The following is a 16080-nucleotide window of genomic DNA, read 5'->3' as shown; positions in this document are numbered from 1 at the left end:
GCAACGTGTCGGGAGATAGGAGAAGGTAGAGCAGCCAGGCGGGGTAATCAGGCCACCTTGGCGTGCCCCGTATGCGCCGCTCAGCCTTTGGCGCCAGAGGCTGCCGAGCCATCGGCGGAGGCCACGCTGACGTCGTCGGTCACGAACTGGCGGTAGTGGTCGAACCGCTCCAAGATGATGGCGACGTAGTGGACGGGCTCCAGGCCTCTGGCGTAGCCGTGGCGCACGACGGGATCGTTGTAGTACTTGGGATCGGACTTCTTGAGCATCCAGTAGGCGACATCGGCCCACTTCGTTTTGTCGCCGCCGTACTTCTCCGTCAGGCGCTGCGCGTCCATAACGTGGCCGGCTCCGGCGTTGTAGCTCGCGAGGATAAACTTCTGGCGCTCGAGGGAGTCAGGCACCATCTCAGCCCAGTAGGTGTCGTCCAGCCACTGGAGGTAGCGGACGGCGCCGTCGACGTTTTCCTCGATGTCGTACGGGTCGGAGATGCCGAGGTCTTGGGCCGTCAGCGGCATAATCTGCAAGAGGCCCATCGCGCCGGCCCACGACCGCGCACGGGGCTTAAAGCGGCTCTCTTGAAACGCTTGGCTCGCCAGAAGCCGCCAGTCCCATCCGATCTCGGCCGCGTTGGCCTTGAACACGTCGTCGAACTGGGAGAGGACCGATGTCTCGCTCGTGAGGTACTCGCTTTCGACGCGCTCGCGGAAGCCGTCGCGGTCCACGTAGTACTTGCGGTAGAGGCTCGCCCAACGGTTGGAGTCCCGGTTCTCGAGGATCCAGCGGTTGAGCGCCGCCGCGAGGTCAGGCGAGTTGCGCCGCGCGGCCCAGACCACGCCCGTCGCGGGCCCGATGACCGGGTTCACCTCCAAGTTCTCGAAGTAGCTCGCCTCCAGTTGCGCCACGTTCTGCGGCGCGATGGTGAGGTCGATTCCGCCTCTGGCGACCTGCCGGATCAGCGCCTCACTCAAGGTGTCCACCTCCACGACCTCGATGTCGCCTGTGACGCGGTTCTCGATCTCGACGAGCCGCTCGATGTACGCGTGGTCCTCGGGCAGGAACACCTGCTCTCCCGCGAGATCGCCAGGCCTCTGGATGCGAGCGCCTCGGATGCGGATAGGGCCGCGCGCCGCGTCGTCTCCCAACTCACGCGCGGCGTTGCTCGCTTGGAGGCTAGAGGCCTCTGGCGCACGGAGGGTATCGGAGGCGGAGGTGTCCTCGTTGAGCGGCCCCGTGGACTGCACAACCGTCGGGGGCGTCTCATACAGCGGCCTCGTGTACGCGAACTGCGAGGTGTCGCTCTCGCTCGGGAAAAGCCGCGCCGCCACGACATCACCCAATCCCGCATTGAGGAAATACAGCAGGCTGTCCCGCGGCACGACGCGCATCGTGACCACCACGTCGGCCTCCTCGGCGAAGTCCTTTAGCAACTCGTACTCGTAGCCGAAGGCCTCGCCTCGGTAGACGAAGTAACTCGTCGGGTTGTAGCTCGTCAGCGCGATGATTGTGTCCCGCTCGATGATCTGGTCGAGGTCCCGTTCGATCGGATCGGGAAGGCGGACAACGGAGGCTGAGTCCGGCGAAAACGCCGTAACGACGGCGGCGCCTGCGAGGCCGAGGCCGAGAAGGATGGCGACAATTCGGAAGGGACCTCGAAGCATGGAAAAGGCAGAATAGAAGGGACAGAGATACGGGACGGGCTTCTGGCGGGGTCCGTGAATCCCGCATTCACAGCGTTAGGCGCCAAGCACAGGAACGTCTCCTTCCTTAAACGCGCCGGCGTGGCGCTTGGCCACGAGCTTCGCGAGGCCACCTGCGAGGCTGCTCGCAGCCGTCCAGATCAGGGCTTCCGTCCAAGCCGTCTCACGGGCGGCGGGGTTCGTTGGTGGCTTCTTGCCGGTGATGGCTTGCCAGCCGTTTTTGAGCGCCCAGTGCGTCGTGAGCGCGGCGCCTGTGGCCGCGACGAACGTGAGGGCTTTCCACGTGGTGTCGTCTGAGATCTTCATCGGAGGGGAGGGGGAGAGGGGCTAGGCCTACGCTCCAGAAGCACCCCAGGCTCCGACCGCTCTTCTCGCAGGCGCTCCGCACCCCTCCGCGCGCTGGCGCCAGAGGCTTCTGGCGCCAAGCTCTCCGCGTTCTGTACCGCCAGAGGCCCTACGCCGCCAGGGGCAAGCGCACGTGGAACGTGCTGCCCTGGCCGAGCCCGGGGCTCGTGGCCCACAGCCGCCCACGGTGACGGAGCACGATGCTCCGCGCGACGGTCAGGCCCATGCCGAGACCCTCGGTTCGGCGCGTGAGCGGGTCGTCGGTCTGCACGAAGGCCTCGAAGATCCGCTCCAAGTCCTGCGGATCGAGGCCGCGGCCCTCGTCGCGGATGCTCACGTGGACCTCGTCGCCGTGCACCTCGGCTTCCACGCGGATGGCGGCCTCTGGCGGCGTGAACTGCACGGCGTTGGCGAGCAGGTGCGAGAACGCCAGCCGCAGCCGGTCGCGCTCACCGCGGATCAGCAGGGGGGCGGGGGGTAGCGAGAAATCGATGGGCCGGTCCATCCCGGAGTCGGCCCGCGCGAGCACGTCGGAAAGGGTGACGGTGTTTCCATTCCTGCCGTGCGGCTCGGCGCGCTGGGGGTGCTCCAACTGGCTCATCTCCTCCAGCGTCTCTACGATGGCCTCCATCCGCTTCGAGGAGCGGACCACTTCCTCAGCGTGGCCCACGAGGTCCGGGCGCACCTCTTCGTGCAGGATCTCGCCGAACCCACGGAGCGCCGCCAGAGGCGTCCGGAGTTCGTGGGAGGCCACGGCCATGAAGTCGCTTTTGACACGGTCGAGCGCGGCGAGGCGGGTGCGCGCGGCGTCGAGTGCGTCGCGCTGCCGAGCGTTGCGGATGGCGACGGCGGCCTGGGCCGAGACGATGAGCAGCATCTCCGCGTCAACGGCGTCGAACGCGTCGCGGGGATTGAGCGCTTCGAGCACGCCGATGGGCACGCCGTCGATGCGCATGGGGACGCCGAGAAGCACGCGCGGCTGAAAGCCTGTGGCCTCGGCGGCGTTGCTGAAGTGGCGCTCGTCGCGCTTGAGGTCAACGGCGAGCAGGGCGCGGTTCTCGGTGTAGATGGTGCCGGCCAGGCTCCCGTAGAGCGGCACGCGCACCTCCTTTAGCGCGCCCTTCTCGTCGCCCGTGGCGGCGGCGAAGCGGAGGACGTTCTCGTACGGCTCGTGCAGCAAGATCGAGGCGGCCTCGCACTGGAGCACGCTTGTCGTGGTGCGAATGATGGTGCCGAGCAGGTGATCGAGGTCAGCGACAGCGCTGAGCGCGACGTTGACATCGAGCAGCATCCGAAGGCGGCGCACGGCGACTTCAAACGGCTCGTCGGAACGGGGCGCGAGGTGGGTTTCGGTCACAGGGGCGCCGGGCGGCGAGGCCATGGCAAGGCCGGAAGTTCCGCGGAGATATCGGCCTCTCGCGTCCATACTTGAACCGCCCCGGCCGCGCGCCGCTGGCGCCAGAGGCCTCAGGCGCGCTCCGCCGCCAGCGCTTTGAGGCGCTTCTTGAACGGCACCGCGGCGGCGGTATAGCCGCCGTTCGCGCCGTCGATAAAGTGGACCTGCTGGCCCATGCGCTCGTAGACGAGGCAGGTCATCACGGCACGGTCCGAGACGTGGAGGCCCCAGGCCAGTTCGCCTTTGTCGTAGCGCGCCGTCAGGAAGCGCTCCATCCTCTGGCGTTGCTCTGCGGTGCCGGCGAGAATCATGCGCAGGACGCCATCGAACTTGCGGTAGTCCGTGGCGGCGCGGAGAAGCCTCGGGTACGCGTCCCAATCGGTCTCCGATGTTTTTGCCTTCCGCCGGATGAGCACGCGGCCGAGGAGGTTCCGCGCCCACAGTTCGGCCCGCGCCGCGACGGCCTTTGCGGGGTGCCGGAGGGCGACTTCGGGGGAGAGCCGCCGCGGGTCCGAGGAGAGCCGGAGCCCGTCGAGCGTGATGGGGTGGGGTGCGTCGCCGGTGCCGTAGATGTCCTCCACCTCGCGCAGCACCTCGCGGTACGTGTCGGCCTGGGCGCCGCCAGAGGCCGCCACGAGAAGCGAGACCGTCTCGCCGTACGGACTCGGGATGTCCTCCCACCGGCACTCCAGGCCGGCGTAGGGGTCCGCGCCAGAGGCCGGCTCCACGACCGAGGCGTACTGGGAGGCGGTCGCGGGGGCCTTGATCTGGTCCTCGGCCCAGCCCATGCCGCTGCCCAGAAACAGCGCCTGCGCGTAGTTAGGCGAGGCCTGGAAGCGCGCGACGGCGACCTCGTGCCCGGCGGCGCGGATGTCTCCCAGGGACACGTAACCGACACGGAGGGGCAGGTCCAACCGCTCGCTCGCGTGGATCTGCAGCGCCGCGAGCGCGGCCAGCGAGTCGTCCAGCAGGTCCGGGGGGACAACGAGCGTGGCGCCGTCGCCGCCGAACACGAACGGGATGTCCACGCGATCACTGGCGTTGAGGACCGCCGCGATGCTCGCCGCGCCGACGTAGTTCACATCGCGGTAGCGTCCCGCTTGAACGGCCACGGTAGAGCCGATGACATCGGTGAGGACCACCGTCCACGAGTCCGGAAGCGGCGTGTAAACGGCCGGGTCCGCGAGGTCGGCAAACCGCGTGAGCGCGGGGAGGGCGGCATAGAAGTCAACGGGCATGAGGCTCCAACGAGCGCGCCTCTGGCGGGGTCCCTCGTCGGAAGTCGTCCGCGGTGCTGCCTCGGGCCTCTGGCGCCAGAGGCTAGCCCGCGAGCAACGCCAGCACCATCGCGTCCACCTTGGCCTTGTCGTGCAGCCCCTCGGGAAAGGACACGCGTGCCTTGATCCAGTGGATGTCGTCTTTCAGGAGGTACATGTACGAGTCAAACGGGGCGCCGCGGATCGTCTCGACAAACCGTACGCGGTGCAACGTGGCCTCCGTGTCGTCCCAAGCGACCTCGCGGGCGCTCTGTTCCTTCAACTCGAACGCGTCGATGCGCCCCTGCTCGACGAGCGTAGCGAGCGCCACCTGCGTCCCCTCGATCTGAGAATCGGCATCGGCGCCGAACCGGTAGACGTACAGGCTGAATCGACCGTCCTGCAATCCGTATTCGTAGACCGATGTTTTGCCCATGCCCCCAACCGGGGGCAACTCGGACGCGTCGATTTGCCGCAGGCCGCCAGCGGCCTCTGGCGGCACCCACTTGGTAAGCTCTGCGGCGTCTTGGAGAGCCGCCATCAGCGTTTCGGCTGAGGCCCCCGGCGGCACCTCTATCGTCACGTCCCCGTTCTCTTCCTGCGAGACTCGGTATCCATCCGAGGTGGCCTGTTTCGAGGACGTGCAGGCCGCGAGCGTTAGGACGATTGCGAGGGCGAGGGCGGCGCGCATACGGGTGCGGAGGCGATGAGGGCATGAAAGCTAACTGGCGGGCCGCTGGCGACCCGCCGAGATGGAGACCGCGCCAGAGGCCCGGCGTTGCTCAGCCCTCGCGGCCCGCTTCCTCTGGCGAGAACGCGGGCGTGCAGACCGCCCAGTACTCGCACTCCTCCGCGATGGACGGGTTGACGTAGCGGACGCGCTCGCCCGCCTCGCAGAGCACGGTCTCGCCCGGCCCGATCTCCATCTCGCCGCCGTCGTACTCCACGCGCATCCGGCCGCGGATCACGATGGTGACCTCGTCGAAGCTCGGGGTCTGTGCCGGCTCATCCCAACCGGGCGGCGCCACCATGTGCGCGACCGAGACGCTCTCGGTGTGGGTGTTCACGCGGCCAACGTGCTCTTCGATGGTCTTGCCACCAGGGACGGGGATGCGGGTAGGGGCGGTAATGTGACGGGGCATGGACGCGAGAGGCGTGGGAATGGAAGACGGAAAGATCGGGCCGGACAGGTCCGGGTGGAGCCGCGTCGCAGCACCTGATATCACGCTGCTCGTGCGCCTCTGGCGCCAGAGGCTCCCGCGATCTCGGGAGGCGGCACGCCCGCAGGCACCGTTAGCATAGCCCTTCCTCCCCCGACCTCCGCCGTGACCGCTCTGCGCCCCACCCTGATCCTCGCGCTTGCTGCCTTCCTCCTCGCGCCAGAAGCACTCGCGCAGCCGCGCGTGAGCCGCACCGCCGAGGTGCCGGCGCCGACGAGCGGTGACTACGAGCGAGCTGCGGCCTTCGTAGACGCCGAGGGCGGCGTCGTCCTCGCCGTCCCGTTCGGCGTGTTCCTGAGCGTCGCGCGCTCGCTCGACGGGGTGCAGACGTGGTCGCGGTCTACCGACGACGACTTGGGCGCCTACACCCGCCCGGCCCTCCACCTCGCCCCCGATGGCGACGGCGTGGCGCTCGGCATCGCGCGGACCGCGATCTCCGACTCCCGCATCGCGCTCGGCCTACGGCTCGGCCCGGACGGCACGGAGCGGGCGCGCACGGAGGTCTCGCCCGCCCTTCCAGCGGACATCCGGTCCAACCCGAGCGTGATCGGGACGTGGAGCGAGGAGACGTACGGCTTTCTCCCGATCGAGGGGGGCGACTGGCTCGCGATCCACGCCGGCGAGACGCGCGTCATCAACGACGAGGGGGACTCGACCGGCGTCGAGGTCCTCGTCGCCAGCCGGATCACAGCCTCTGGCGAGGTGACGTGGAGCGGCGGCCTCCACGTCGCCCCGACGCTCGTCGACTTCGACCCGGGGGAAACGGCAGGCCGGGCCGTCGCCAGAGGCCCGCGCGCGACGCTGCCCATCGACATGACGGCCTACATCGGGACCGCCTCGCAGTCCGCAGTTCTCGACCTCGACCTCACGGCCGGCACCCCGTCCCTCGCAACAGGCTTCGAGACGTTCGGCACCGGGTACGACGGCACGCGGCCGGGCACGACGTTTTTCGGCGCGACGCCTTCGGGACGCCGCGTCCGCGTCGGGTACACCGGGGAGCAGAACTCGTTCACGGACCGCCGGGGGACGACGACGACCAACACCGAGTGGTTTGTGGAGGCCGACGGGATGGAGCGCGCGAGCGCGTTCAGCGTCGGCGGGCCAGACCCGGACGTGGCGTGCGATTGGGACGGCGACATCGCGCTCCTCAGCACGCGCTGGGCCGAGAACTACCAGCGCAAAGTGGACATCCAGGTGATTGCAGCCGACGGAACGATCGGCAGACGCGAGGAAGTGGCGTCGGTCTCCATCTCCGACGCCGGCACGTTCACGCACCGCGTCCTCGCGTGCGGCGAGGTCGGCGACGCGCTGCGCGTCGTCGTGTCCGGCTCGTACCGCTCCTATGACGGCGGCCCCACGCCGTCCGCTACCGTCACGGCCTACGACCTCGTGCGCTGACGCCTCTGGCGCCGCCCAGCGCCTCAGGCGCCGCCCGGTGCCTCTGGAGCCGCCCGCTACCTCTGGCGCCGCCGCCGACACCGACCCACCAACGCCAGAGGCCTCTGGCGCCACACCCCCGCCTCCATGCGCCTGCTCGCTCTCTCCGTCCTGCTCCTCGCCGCCGGCCCCGCGTCTGCGCAAGGCCCGTGCGCCGAGGTCCGCATCCTCGCGTACGCGGGCTCGGCCCCGTCCTACGACGGAACGCTCGTGGAGCTGTTCACCGCTGCCGACTGGAACGAGGGCAAGCCCGCCCGCTACTCCGCCCAGACCGACGCCAGAGGCGAGGCCGTCTTCACGAGCCTCACCGTCACGGACTACGTCGCCGTCGTCTCGCGCCGCGGGTTCGAGCCCGCCGAGGGGAGGTTTATGTGCCTCTCGGCGTCGCGGACGCGGCTCAACTTCGCGCTCGCGCCAGAGGCCTCTGGCGCGGCGGCCGGCGCCTCTGGCGATTGCCCTCCGCTCCCTCGCGCCGAGACCGCCGCGCACGTCCGCTGCGCGCTGGACGCCGGCGCCGACCCCAACGAGACGGACGCTGAGGGATGGGCGCCCCTCCATGCCGCGATCAACCGGAGCGACGCCGAGGCCATCCGGTTGCTGGTGGACGCCGGCGCCGACCTGAGCGTCGCTGGCCCATACGGGCGGCCCATCCTGCACCACGCCGTGATCTACGCCGACGCCGACGCCGCCACGATCCGCCTCTTGGTGGAGGCAGGCGCGGACCCCGCCACGGCAGACGACAACGGCGACACCGCGCTCCACGCCGCGGCCCGCTTCGACGCGGCCGGGCCTGCGCGCGCACTCCTCGACGCCGGCGCAGACCCCGACGCGCGCTCGGCCGACGAGTCCCGCCACACCCCGATGCACGCGGCCTTTCTCGGCTCCGTAAAAGGCTCGGTGGTCCCGATTCTCCTGCAGTACGGCGCGGACCCCACAATCCACAACGCGGACGGCCTCACCCCGCTGGACCTCGCGCGGCTCAACGACGACAGCGAGTACACGGACTTCAGCGCCGCCGTGGCCGCGCTCCAAGCCGCTCTTGGCGAATAGGGAAAGGCGGCCTCTGGCGTGACTCCGAACGCCAGAGGCGCGGCATGAGAGGTGGCCCGCGAGGCCACGGCCGGCGTTGAGCAGGGACCGGCGTCAGGTCAGCCCTGAATCGCGACGGTTCGCGTGGTCTCCGCCTGCATCGTGCAACTCCAATGCCGTAGTTGTCCGTACAGAACTTCCCGTCCACCAGCCGCCCCACGCGACATGATTGCTTTGCAACTCGCGGTCCCGGCGGCGCTCCTCTTGCTTCTCGCCCTCGCCTCCCACCGGGAGAAGGCCAACAGCTAAGCCGCGCCTCCGGCACCGGATCTCAAGCCCCGCCCGTCCCCGAGACCGGCGGGGCGTTTTTTTAGCGCGGGCGCGGCATGCCACATCGAACGCCTCTGGCGGCGGGGGCCTACCACCCGCCCACGCGCACGCCCAGGACGGCACCGTGCTGCCCCAAGCTCGGCATCTGCGCGAGGAGGTCCGGGTCGCTCTCGCTGCTGCCCGACGCCAGAGGCACGCTCCAGTACCCTCCCGCCGAAACGCTCACGGTCCGCGTCAGGCGCACGACGGCGCTGAGGTCGAGGGGAAGCGTCAGGCCAAACTGCATCTTGGGAAAGCGGAAAAACGCGCCGTCCTGAGAGGCCCCCTCGTCACGGGCGGCAACGGCGACGGCTACCCCCGCGCCGCCCGCGAGTCCGACCCCATCCGCCAGCCGCACCACCCGCGATGCTCCCAGCCCCACCTCGACGTTGGACTGCCGGTACGAGGGCTCCGCCGACGCCGGTGCCGTGTCCGTTGTCATCGCGAGGCGGACCGTGGGCGCAACGGGGCCCAGCCGCCCCAGCCCGGCCTGGCCTCTGGCGGCGATGCCGTTGGAGCCGGCGCCGAACTCCGCGGCGAAAAACGAGGACTGCGCCGAGGCTGCAGGCACGGCGAGAAGCGCGACGAGAACGAGGGAATAGCGCATAGCAGGAAAGGGGAGGCAAGGAGGACTGAGACAGTGGTCGTGCCCAGTCCCGCAGCCTACGGTGCGCCCCTGCGGCGCCCCTACGTGCACACCTCACGATCTCGCCAGAGGCACCTCACAGGCCTTCTAGTCCATACCTCACAGGCGCGGCCTACGCCCCTTCCTGAGCGTCTGCGATGCCGTGCTTCCAGGCCCACGCGATGGCCTCCCGAGCGGAGTTCAGTCCCAGCTTGGAATAGATCGCGGTGAGGTGGTTCCGGACCGTGTTCTCGGTCACGAACAGCCGGTCGCCGATGGTGCGGTTGTCGAGCCCACGCGAGAGAAAGAGCAGGACCTCGTGCTCGCGGGCCGTCAGCGGCGACAGCTGATCAGGCCGCTGCGGGAGGGCCACAAACCACCGCCCGTGCCCCTCGGCCACCGCGACGACGGCCTCGCGGATCACGGCGGGGTGCTGGTCTTTCGTGACGTAGCCCGCAGCCCCCGCGTCCATCAGCGCGTGGACGTAAGACGCGTCGTCGTACGCGCTCAGCGCGAGCATCCGAGGAGGAGCCGCCAAGGCCGATGCTGCCTGCGCCACGTCGGGGCCGGAAAGCTGAGGCAGATGCATGTCCAGCACGAGGACGTCAGGGGTCAGGCTCTGGCACAGCCGGAGCCCCTCCTTCCCGTCCGACGCCTCGCCGACAACCTGAAGCCGGTCGTCGGCGTCGAGTTGACGGCGGAGCCCCTCGCGGAAAAGCGGGTGGTCGTCTACGAGCAGGACGCGGTAGGGAGGCATCATGAGAGCTGAAGCGAAGACGTGCGCCGCCGCGAGACCGCCACCTGCGTCCCCCCGGCCTCTGGCGTCCTGAACGCGAGCCGCAGGTCCAGCGTGTTTGCGCGCTCCTTCATTCCCACGATCCCAAAGTGCCCCGCCTCGGCTAGAGACTGGTCCTTCCGCCGTTCCAACCCCACGCCGTTGTCCGTCACGACGAGGCGGATCGCGCCGCCAGAGGCCTCGGCCGCGACCTCAATGCGTGAAGCGGAGGCGTGCTGGATGGCGTTGGTCAACGCCTCTTGCGCGATGCGGAACAGGGCCAGAGCCTCCTCGTCCCCGAGGTCTCGGCCGAGCGCCTCGGCCTCTGGCGAGGCCTCGAATCCAAACGCGATCTCCGGGTGGCGCGCGCGGGCGCGCTCCATGAGCGCCTCGACCGAGCGGACGAGCCCCATCTGGTCCAGGCCCGGCGGCCGGAGGGCCCCGCACACCAGCCGAAGCTCGCCGATGATCTCGGCTGCCAGCACCCGCGCGCTGTCGGTGTCGACCGGCTGATCGCCCAGCCCGACGAGCCCCATCTGAAGGGCGCACAGCTCTTGCAGCGGCCCGTCGTGTATTTCGCGCGCGAGGTGTGCGCGTTCGGCCTCACGAGCGCGCGCCAACCCACGCTGCAACCTCCTCTCCCGCCTCTGGCGCCGGATGGCCCAGAGCAGCACCCCCAGCGCGAGCGCGAGCCCCGCGGCACCACCCAGAGCCGCCGCCGCCGCTGGCGGGACGCTCACGCTCACGATCACGTCGTCCTCTCCCGGCATGCGGTCGTACTTCATCGCGGCGGGGTCCTCCGCGATCACCACGCCCAGCGCTTCGAGTTGTACCACGATCGCGCTAAAGGCATCGAACGGCATCTCGACCTCGGGTCCCTCCTCCAAGCCCTCGCCAAGCACGACAAGGCTGTCCGGCAGGTAACGGTAGCGATAGTAGACCGGGCCCTCGTCCAGAAACACGCCCACCTTGCCATTCAACTCGCGGGTCCCGCTCTCGCGCTTCCGCTCGTCTACGTCCTCGCGCGAGGGCGATCCGCACGCGGCAAGGGAGAGCAGGCACAGGAGAACAGCGGCGCGTTTCATACCGCCCGCGAAAGTACCTACGCGGTTGCCGCGCGGGAACGCGCCGGAGGCCTCTGGCGCGAGGCCTCTGCGTCTCCCGCCCTAGAACTCGACGCTGAAGCCGACCGACGGGAGCCGCCCGATGCCCGACTGCTCGCGCAAGCGGCTCGGGACCGCAGGGTCCTCGGTGTACTGCACGCCGAACACGTTTTCGCGGTCGAGGATGTTTTGCACGTCCAGGTACACGTTGCCGTTGACGCGGCCCGCGATGGAGAAGCGGCGGTCCACGCGCACGTCCCAGCGGGTGTAGACCGAGGTGCGCTCCTGGTTCAGCCGGTCGAGGTCCAGCACGCCGCGGCGCGAGAGGGCGTACTCCACTTCCGAGGCCGCGAAATCGAACGGCGTAAACGGGCGGCCCGACTGGAACGCGAGCTTGGAGCCGATCTCCCAGCCACCCAGCCGAATCCCGCCGGTCAGTTGGAGGTTGTGCCGCACGTCCCACGCGCTCGGCTTGTAGACGCCATCGGCGCCGGTGAACTCGCTCCACGCGAGCGTGTACGCGCCGAGTCCGTAGACCTTCGAGGTCAGCCGCTTCTGCGCCGAGAGCTCCACGCCGTAGGCGCGGCCCTCGCCCTGGGGCGCCAGAGGCTCGGCGCCGATCACGCCGAAGTCGCCGCCGAGGTTGGCGAGCGACACGCGCGGATCGCTCACGGAGACGGGGTAGTCGTCGTACTGCTTGTAGAAGCCCTCCAGCGAGACGCGGAGGCTGGGCACGGGCGTGAGTGCGAGCCCGCCGATTACCTGATCGACGGCGATCCACCGGAGCCCGCGGTTGGCGTACGGGGCCTCTGGCGAGACGCCGTCGCGCACGGCGAGCGACACCAACTCCGGCGATTGAGTAAAGCGGCCCACGGCGCCAGAGGCGCTGATCTGATCCGTCAGGTCGACGCTCGCGCTCACGCGCGGCGAGACGGAGAAGCCCTGGTCCAAGAAGTCGGTGCCATCCGCACGGACGCCGCCGGTGAGGGCGAGCTTGCCGCCAGCGGCCTTCGCGGTGATCTGGGTGTAGCCGAAGCCTTTCCAGAGACCGAGATCGGCGTCAAAGGCGAGATCGGCCGGGAGGCGGTTCGCGGGCGTCGCGCGCTGGAAGAAATCGCTCGCGATGGTCTCGCGAGAGGCCCCGCCGCCGACACCGAGCGTGAGGCCGGGCGCGAGGCGCAGGTCGCCGTCGGTCCGCAGGCGCCACGCGGCTTCCTCGGAGATGTTGGAGAGGAGCGGGTCGCCGGCCTCGTCGCGGTCGTTGAAGAAGAACTCCTGGTAGGAGCGGCTGAAGGCCGTCGTAAAAAAGCCGCCGGGGACGAGCCGGCGCCACGAGAGGCCCGCGGTGTAGCTCCGCTGGTCGTTGTCCAGCACGCGAGAGGCGATCTCCTGACCTTCGAAGTCGTCCGGGTCTTCGGGCTGCGCGATGTCGAAGTCGTCCACGGCCCAGAGGCCGAAAAAGACGAGCCGGTCCTTGTCGGTGACGTCCCACTCGGTCCGGTTTTGGAAGTCCCAGTAGGCCGGCCGGATGGGCAGGTCGATCAGCTCGAACAGGAGCTGGAGGTAGGAGCGCCGGGCGCTAAAGATCCAGTTGAAGTCCTCGCCAGAGGAGCCGTCCAGAGACAGCGCGGTCTCGGTCGCGCCGACCGTGATGTCGCCCGAGAGCAGGCCGGGGCTGCCCGGACGGTTCTCGACGACCAGGACCGACGAGCCCGCGTCGCCGTACCGGACCGGAAAGCCGCCGGTGTAGAACGTCGCCTCGCGGATAAAGTCCACGTTGAGGAGCCCCAGCGCGCCGCCAGCGGCCCCTTGCGTCGCGAAGTGGTTGATCTGCGGTACCTCGATGCCGTCCACGAAATAAGCGTTCTCGCTCGGCCCGCCGCCGCGCACCAAGAGGTCGTTGCGGTTGTCGACGCCAGAGGAGACTCCGGGAAGCGCGAGCAGCGAGCGCGAGATGTCGTTCTGCCCGCCAGGCGTGCGGCGGATTTCCTCCGGCCCGAGCGCGGTGACCGAGACGGGCGCGTCGGGCTCGTCCTCGAAAAAGCCTGCTGTCACCGTGATCTCCTCGCCCAGCGCGGTCGTGGTCTCCCGGAGCTCGAACAGCACGAACGTCGGTCGGCTGGCCTGCACGACGACGTCCGTCCGCGTCTGGGTGTCGTAGCCGACAAAGGAAGCCTGGAGGTGGTAGTTGCCTGCCCGGAGGCCCGACAGCGAGAACGCGCCGTCGAGGTCCGTCGCGGCGCCCGCGAGGATCTCGCCAGAGGCGTCCAGCACGGCCACGTTCGCGCCCGGCAGCGTCTGCTGCGTGACCGCGTCCACGACGCGGCCGGTGATGGACTGCGCGTGGGCCTCTGGCGCGAGGAACAGGGCGAGGGCCGCCAGAGGCGGGAAAAGGCGAGCGAGCATCGGAACGGCGAGAGGGAGCCCGCCCGATGCGTTGGGCGCGGGCGCTGTTCCTGCAGGGGTTCGGTTCCGCCGACGCTTCGCCAGAGGCCTCTGGCGCCAGAGGCGGTCACCTACCGTTCGTGCAAGGAGCGCACTCCACTGTCAGGAATCAAGCAGCTTGGCACTAGGGTGGACAAACCGCTTGGTGGATTACCAGCCTATCAGGCTGGAGTTGGGAAGCGCGAAGGTGAACACCTCGCCGAAGCCCGTCGTACGCGTGCCGGTCTTCTGGCCCACGCTCTGCGCGAGGCGGTAGTCTTTGACCGCGAACGCAAACAGCGTGCCCGACTGAAACCGTGGGAATGCCTGCGAGCGCAGCCCAGTCGCCGGTAAAGTGGCGCGCGTGAGCCTCTGGCGTCAGAGGATTGAACTCCCTCGTAAGGGGGGGCTAGTAGTTTGAGCGAGGCAAGCGTCAGAGCGGTGAAAGAGAAACGTGCGCATCGCGTTAGAAGCTGTGAGCGCTTGGGGCAAAGTAAAACGCTGCTGCTGGACGCACTATCTATCCCACGCGTACGGTCGGCAGCGCCAGAGGCTGGCTATGCTTTTGGCCCCTCCCCCGACGCATCCTACACACTGTAGTCATATGGGTCTTCCCAATTTGATTCTTCCTGGTGCGCAGAAAAGCGCAACGACGACGCTGTACCGTCTGCTCACCCGCCACCCCGATATCGCGAGCGGGACACCAAAGGAGCCGCATTTCTTCGCCAAGGACGACCTGTACGCTCAAGGAGTGGCGGCGTATGCCAACCGCTTCTCTTCAACCAACGGAGAGAGGTACGTGATCGACGCGTCGCAGTCATACCTGCCTTTCGGCGAGGTCCCAGACCGGATCCATGAGACTTTGGGAGACGGTACGCGATTCGTTGTCTTGCTTCGCGATCCGGTTCGCCGAATCGAATCGGCGTTCAAGCATTTCCGGGTGAAGGACGGAGGGGAGATGGTTCGGAGCCTTTCCGACCTCTACCCAAGCGCTCGCGAGATCTCCCGGATGGAGCTCCCAACGCTCATGGAATATGAAGCTAAGGAGGTGGCGCGGCGGCTCGCCAACGGTGACATCATAGGGCGGCACCCATCCTGGACGAGGAAGGGGTTTCCATTCAACTACGCAGCGGTAAGTGCGTACCACGCGCACATTCAGCGCTATATCTGGACGTTCGGTCGAGAGCAGTTTCTATTTATAGGGTTCCGTACGATGACGCAAGACCAGAACAAGGCATTGAGTCAGATTGCGGCGTTCTTGGGCATAGACCCCGCGCCGATGCAAGTCGATCAGAGCGTGAATGCAACGCCGCAGCGCTACCAGAGCGCGCTCGCGAGACGTGTCATTGAGCCGGCAAAAAAGGCGATACGGCCATTACTCGGCAGCACGCTCAGCACCTCCCTCGGCAAGGTAGAGCGACGCTTATTCAAGAAGCATATCAAGATGGAGTTCGAACCCGATGTGCGTGCCGCGCTCTCGGGCGTGTTCGCCGAGGACATGGCGGCCGTCTCGAGTCTAACGGGTGTGTCCCTCGAAGACCTTTAGCTCGGCGCGTGCAGCCTCGCTAGACGTTAAGCACCTCGTCGCCTCTGGCGATGGCGCCGCCGGCCGCCTGCGCGCGCGGGGTGACGAGCACTTCCTGCACGTTGACGCGCGAGGGCTGGGTCGTGGCCCAGACGACGGCCTCGGCCACATCCTCTGGCGTGAGCGCGACGGTATCGGAGTAGACGGCGTCGGCGCGCTGGGCGTCGCCAGAGAAGCGGACGAGCGAGAAGTCGGTCTCCACCAGACCCGGTGAGACGAGCGAGACGCGCAGCGGCGTGGCGTGGAGGTCCTGCTTGAGGCCGAGCGCGAGGGCGCGGACGGCGTGCTTTGTCGCGCAGTAGATCGTCCCGCCGGGGTAGACGAAGTGGCTGGCCGTGGAGCCGATGATGACCATGTGGCCTCTGGCGCGGTCCAGCATGCCGGGGATCAGCGCGCGGATGCCGTTGAGAACGCCCTTGACGTTCACGTCTACCATCTGGTTAACCTCCTCGACGGTGTTCTCCCAAACAGGCGACAACCCTTTTGCCAGACCCGCATTGAGGACCGCTACGTCGATATCGCGCCAGTCAGAGGGCAGATCGGTAATGGCGCGAGCGTGGGCCTCAGCGTCGGTCACGTCGAGAGGCAGCGCGAGCGCGGTGTTCTCGCCGTGCCTCTCGTTCAGGCTGCGGGCGAGGTCGGCGAGCGTGTCGGCAGAGCGGGCGGCGAGGACCACGCGGTGGCCGCCAGAGGCGAAGGCGTGTGCGGTGGCCGCGCCGATGCCGGCCGAGGCGCCGGTAATGAAGACAGTCATGGGTCAGGGGGAGGTGCGCGGTCCCTACCGCCAGAGGCGCGCCTTCGATCCCCAAGCTGGAG

15 protein-coding genes are annotated in these 16080 nt (G+C 68.5%); 4 read left to right on the top strand and 11 right to left on the bottom strand.

All coding sequences use genetic code 11. The features are described 5' to 3' along the window. Positions 1-80: 80 nt before the first annotated feature. From BSZ36_RS12565 to BSZ36_RS12540, 6 genes are all read right to left on the bottom strand, one after another. Positions 81-1661: an MltF family protein gene (locus tag BSZ36_RS12565; protein ID WP_094549476.1), complete on the bottom strand. Its 1581-nt coding sequence runs from the start codon at positions 1659-1661 to the stop codon at positions 81-83. 75 nt (positions 1662-1736) lie between these two features. Continuing rightward, positions 1737-2006 carry a DUF4235 domain-containing protein gene (locus BSZ36_RS12560; RefSeq protein WP_094549474.1) on the bottom strand — a complete coding sequence of 90 codons (270 nt, stop codon included), beginning with the start codon at positions 2004-2006 and terminating at the stop codon, positions 1737-1739. A 148-nt stretch (positions 2007-2154) separates the two neighbouring features. Further along, a complete protein-coding gene (locus tag BSZ36_RS12555; protein WP_179271175.1) occupies positions 2155-3426 on the bottom strand; it encodes a GAF domain-containing sensor histidine kinase in 1272 nt (423 codons plus the stop codon). An 86-nt stretch (positions 3427-3512) separates the two neighbouring features. Next, positions 3513-4679: a DUF3095 domain-containing protein gene (locus BSZ36_RS12550; protein WP_094549470.1), complete on the bottom strand. Its 1167-nt coding sequence runs from the start codon at positions 4677-4679 to the stop codon at positions 3513-3515. 82 nt (positions 4680-4761) lie between these two features. After that, a complete protein-coding gene (locus tag BSZ36_RS12545) occupies positions 4762-5388 on the bottom strand; it encodes a hypothetical protein (RefSeq protein ID WP_094549468.1) in 627 nt (208 codons plus the stop codon). Positions 5389-5479: 91 nt separating this feature from the next. Continuing rightward, complete coding sequence (locus tag BSZ36_RS12540) at positions 5480-5839, bottom strand: cupin domain-containing protein (protein WP_094549465.1); 360 nt, start codon at positions 5837-5839, stop codon at positions 5480-5482. 183 nt (positions 5840-6022) lie between these two features. Here BSZ36_RS12540 and BSZ36_RS12535 point away from each other — a divergent pair, with 183 nt between their 5' ends. Beyond that, the gene (locus BSZ36_RS12535) at positions 6023-7315 is read left to right on the top strand and encodes a hypothetical protein (protein WP_094549463.1); all 1293 of its coding nucleotides are present in this window, start codon (positions 6023-6025) and stop codon (positions 7313-7315) included. A gap of 126 nt (positions 7316-7441) precedes the next feature. Next, positions 7442-8404 (top strand): ankyrin repeat domain-containing protein, encoded by a 963-nt coding sequence (locus BSZ36_RS12530; RefSeq protein WP_094549461.1) that lies wholly within the window; start codon positions 7442-7444, stop codon positions 8402-8404. Positions 8405-8801: 397 nt separating this feature from the next. Here BSZ36_RS12530 and BSZ36_RS12525 read toward each other — a convergent pair whose 3' ends face one another. The 4 genes from BSZ36_RS12525 to BSZ36_RS12510 form a co-directional block, all read right to left on the bottom strand. Next, positions 8802-9359, bottom strand: a complete 558-nt coding sequence (locus BSZ36_RS12525; protein ID WP_094549459.1) for a hypothetical protein — start codon at positions 9357-9359, stop codon at positions 8802-8804. Positions 9360-9510: 151 nt separating this feature from the next. Further along, complete coding sequence (locus tag BSZ36_RS12520; protein ID WP_094549457.1) at positions 9511-10137, bottom strand: response regulator transcription factor; 627 nt, start codon at positions 10135-10137, stop codon at positions 9511-9513. Further along, positions 10134-11237 carry a sensor histidine kinase gene (locus tag BSZ36_RS12515; RefSeq protein ID WP_094549455.1) on the bottom strand — a complete coding sequence of 368 codons (1104 nt, stop codon included), beginning with the start codon at positions 11235-11237 and terminating at the stop codon, positions 10134-10136. The genes BSZ36_RS12520 and BSZ36_RS12515 overlap by 4 nt, the downstream gene beginning before the upstream one ends. 81 nt (positions 11238-11318) lie before the next feature. Beyond that, positions 11319-13661, bottom strand: coding sequence for a TonB-dependent receptor (locus BSZ36_RS12510; protein ID WP_094549453.1), 2343 nt, complete (start codon positions 13659-13661; stop codon positions 11319-11321). A gap of 26 nt (positions 13662-13687) precedes the next feature. On the opposite strand from BSZ36_RS12510, the gene BSZ36_RS19470 reads away from it, so the two are divergent. Continuing rightward, complete coding sequence (locus tag BSZ36_RS19470) at positions 13688-13828, top strand: hypothetical protein (RefSeq protein ID WP_179271174.1); 141 nt, start codon at positions 13688-13690, stop codon at positions 13826-13828. A 455-nt stretch (positions 13829-14283) separates the two neighbouring features. Then, positions 14284-15225, top strand: a complete 942-nt coding sequence (locus tag BSZ36_RS12505; protein ID WP_179271173.1) for a sulfotransferase family protein — start codon at positions 14284-14286, stop codon at positions 15223-15225. A 19-nt stretch (positions 15226-15244) separates the two neighbouring features. On the opposite strand, the gene BSZ36_RS12500 is transcribed toward BSZ36_RS12505, so the two are convergent. After that, a complete protein-coding gene (locus tag BSZ36_RS12500; protein ID WP_094549450.1) occupies positions 15245-16018 on the bottom strand; it encodes an SDR family NAD(P)-dependent oxidoreductase in 774 nt (257 codons plus the stop codon). Positions 16019-16080: the final 62 nt, after the last annotated feature.

Origin of the sequence: Rubricoccus marinus (genome assembly GCF_002257665.1) — a bacterium.
GTDB classification, from domain to species: Bacteria; Bacteroidota; Rhodothermia; order Rhodothermales; family Rubricoccaceae; genus Rubricoccus; species Rubricoccus marinus.
Note: the sequence above shows the minus strand (reverse complement) of the source record. Positions and strands in the feature narration are given on the sequence as shown.

Bases quoted from the DNA above. Each gene is read 5' to 3' on its own strand.
- BSZ36_RS12565 (WP_094549476.1), bottom strand. From the start codon at position 1,661: ATGCTTCGAGGTCCCTTCCGAATTGTCGCCATCCTTCTCGGCCTCGGC.
- BSZ36_RS12560 (WP_094549474.1), bottom strand. From the start codon at position 2,006: ATGAAGATCTCAGACGACACCACGTGGAAAGCCCTCACGTTCGTCGCG.
- BSZ36_RS12555 (WP_179271175.1), bottom strand. From the start codon at position 3,426: ATGGCCTCGCCGCCCGGCGCCCCTGTGACCGAAACCCACCTCGCGCCC.
- BSZ36_RS12550 (WP_094549470.1), bottom strand. From the start codon at position 4,679: ATGCCCGTTGACTTCTATGCCGCCCTCCCCGCGCTCACGCGGTTTGCC.
- BSZ36_RS12545 (WP_094549468.1), bottom strand. From the start codon at position 5,388: ATGCGCGCCGCCCTCGCCCTCGCAATCGTCCTAACGCTCGCGGCCTGC.
- BSZ36_RS12540 (WP_094549465.1), bottom strand. From the start codon at position 5,839: ATGCCCCGTCACATTACCGCCCCTACCCGCATCCCCGTCCCTGGTGGC.
- BSZ36_RS12530 (WP_094549461.1), top strand. From the start codon at position 7,442: ATGCGCCTGCTCGCTCTCTCCGTCCTGCTCCTCGCCGCCGGCCCCGCG.
- BSZ36_RS12525 (WP_094549459.1), bottom strand. From the start codon at position 9,359: ATGCGCTATTCCCTCGTTCTCGTCGCGCTTCTCGCCGTGCCTGCAGCC.
- BSZ36_RS12520 (WP_094549457.1), bottom strand. From the start codon at position 10,137: ATGATGCCTCCCTACCGCGTCCTGCTCGTAGACGACCACCCGCTTTTC.
- BSZ36_RS12515 (WP_094549455.1), bottom strand. From the start codon at position 11,237: ATGAAACGCGCCGCTGTTCTCCTGTGCCTGCTCTCCCTTGCCGCGTGC.
- BSZ36_RS12510 (WP_094549453.1), bottom strand. From the start codon at position 13,661: ATGCTCGCTCGCCTTTTCCCGCCTCTGGCGGCCCTCGCCCTGTTCCTC.
- BSZ36_RS19470 (WP_179271174.1), top strand. From the start codon at position 13,688: ATGCGTTGGGCGCGGGCGCTGTTCCTGCAGGGGTTCGGTTCCGCCGAC.
- BSZ36_RS12505 (WP_179271173.1), top strand. From the start codon at position 14,284: ATGGGTCTTCCCAATTTGATTCTTCCTGGTGCGCAGAAAAGCGCAACG.
- BSZ36_RS12500 (WP_094549450.1), bottom strand. From the start codon at position 16,018: ATGACTGTCTTCATTACCGGCGCCTCGGCCGGCATCGGCGCGGCCACC.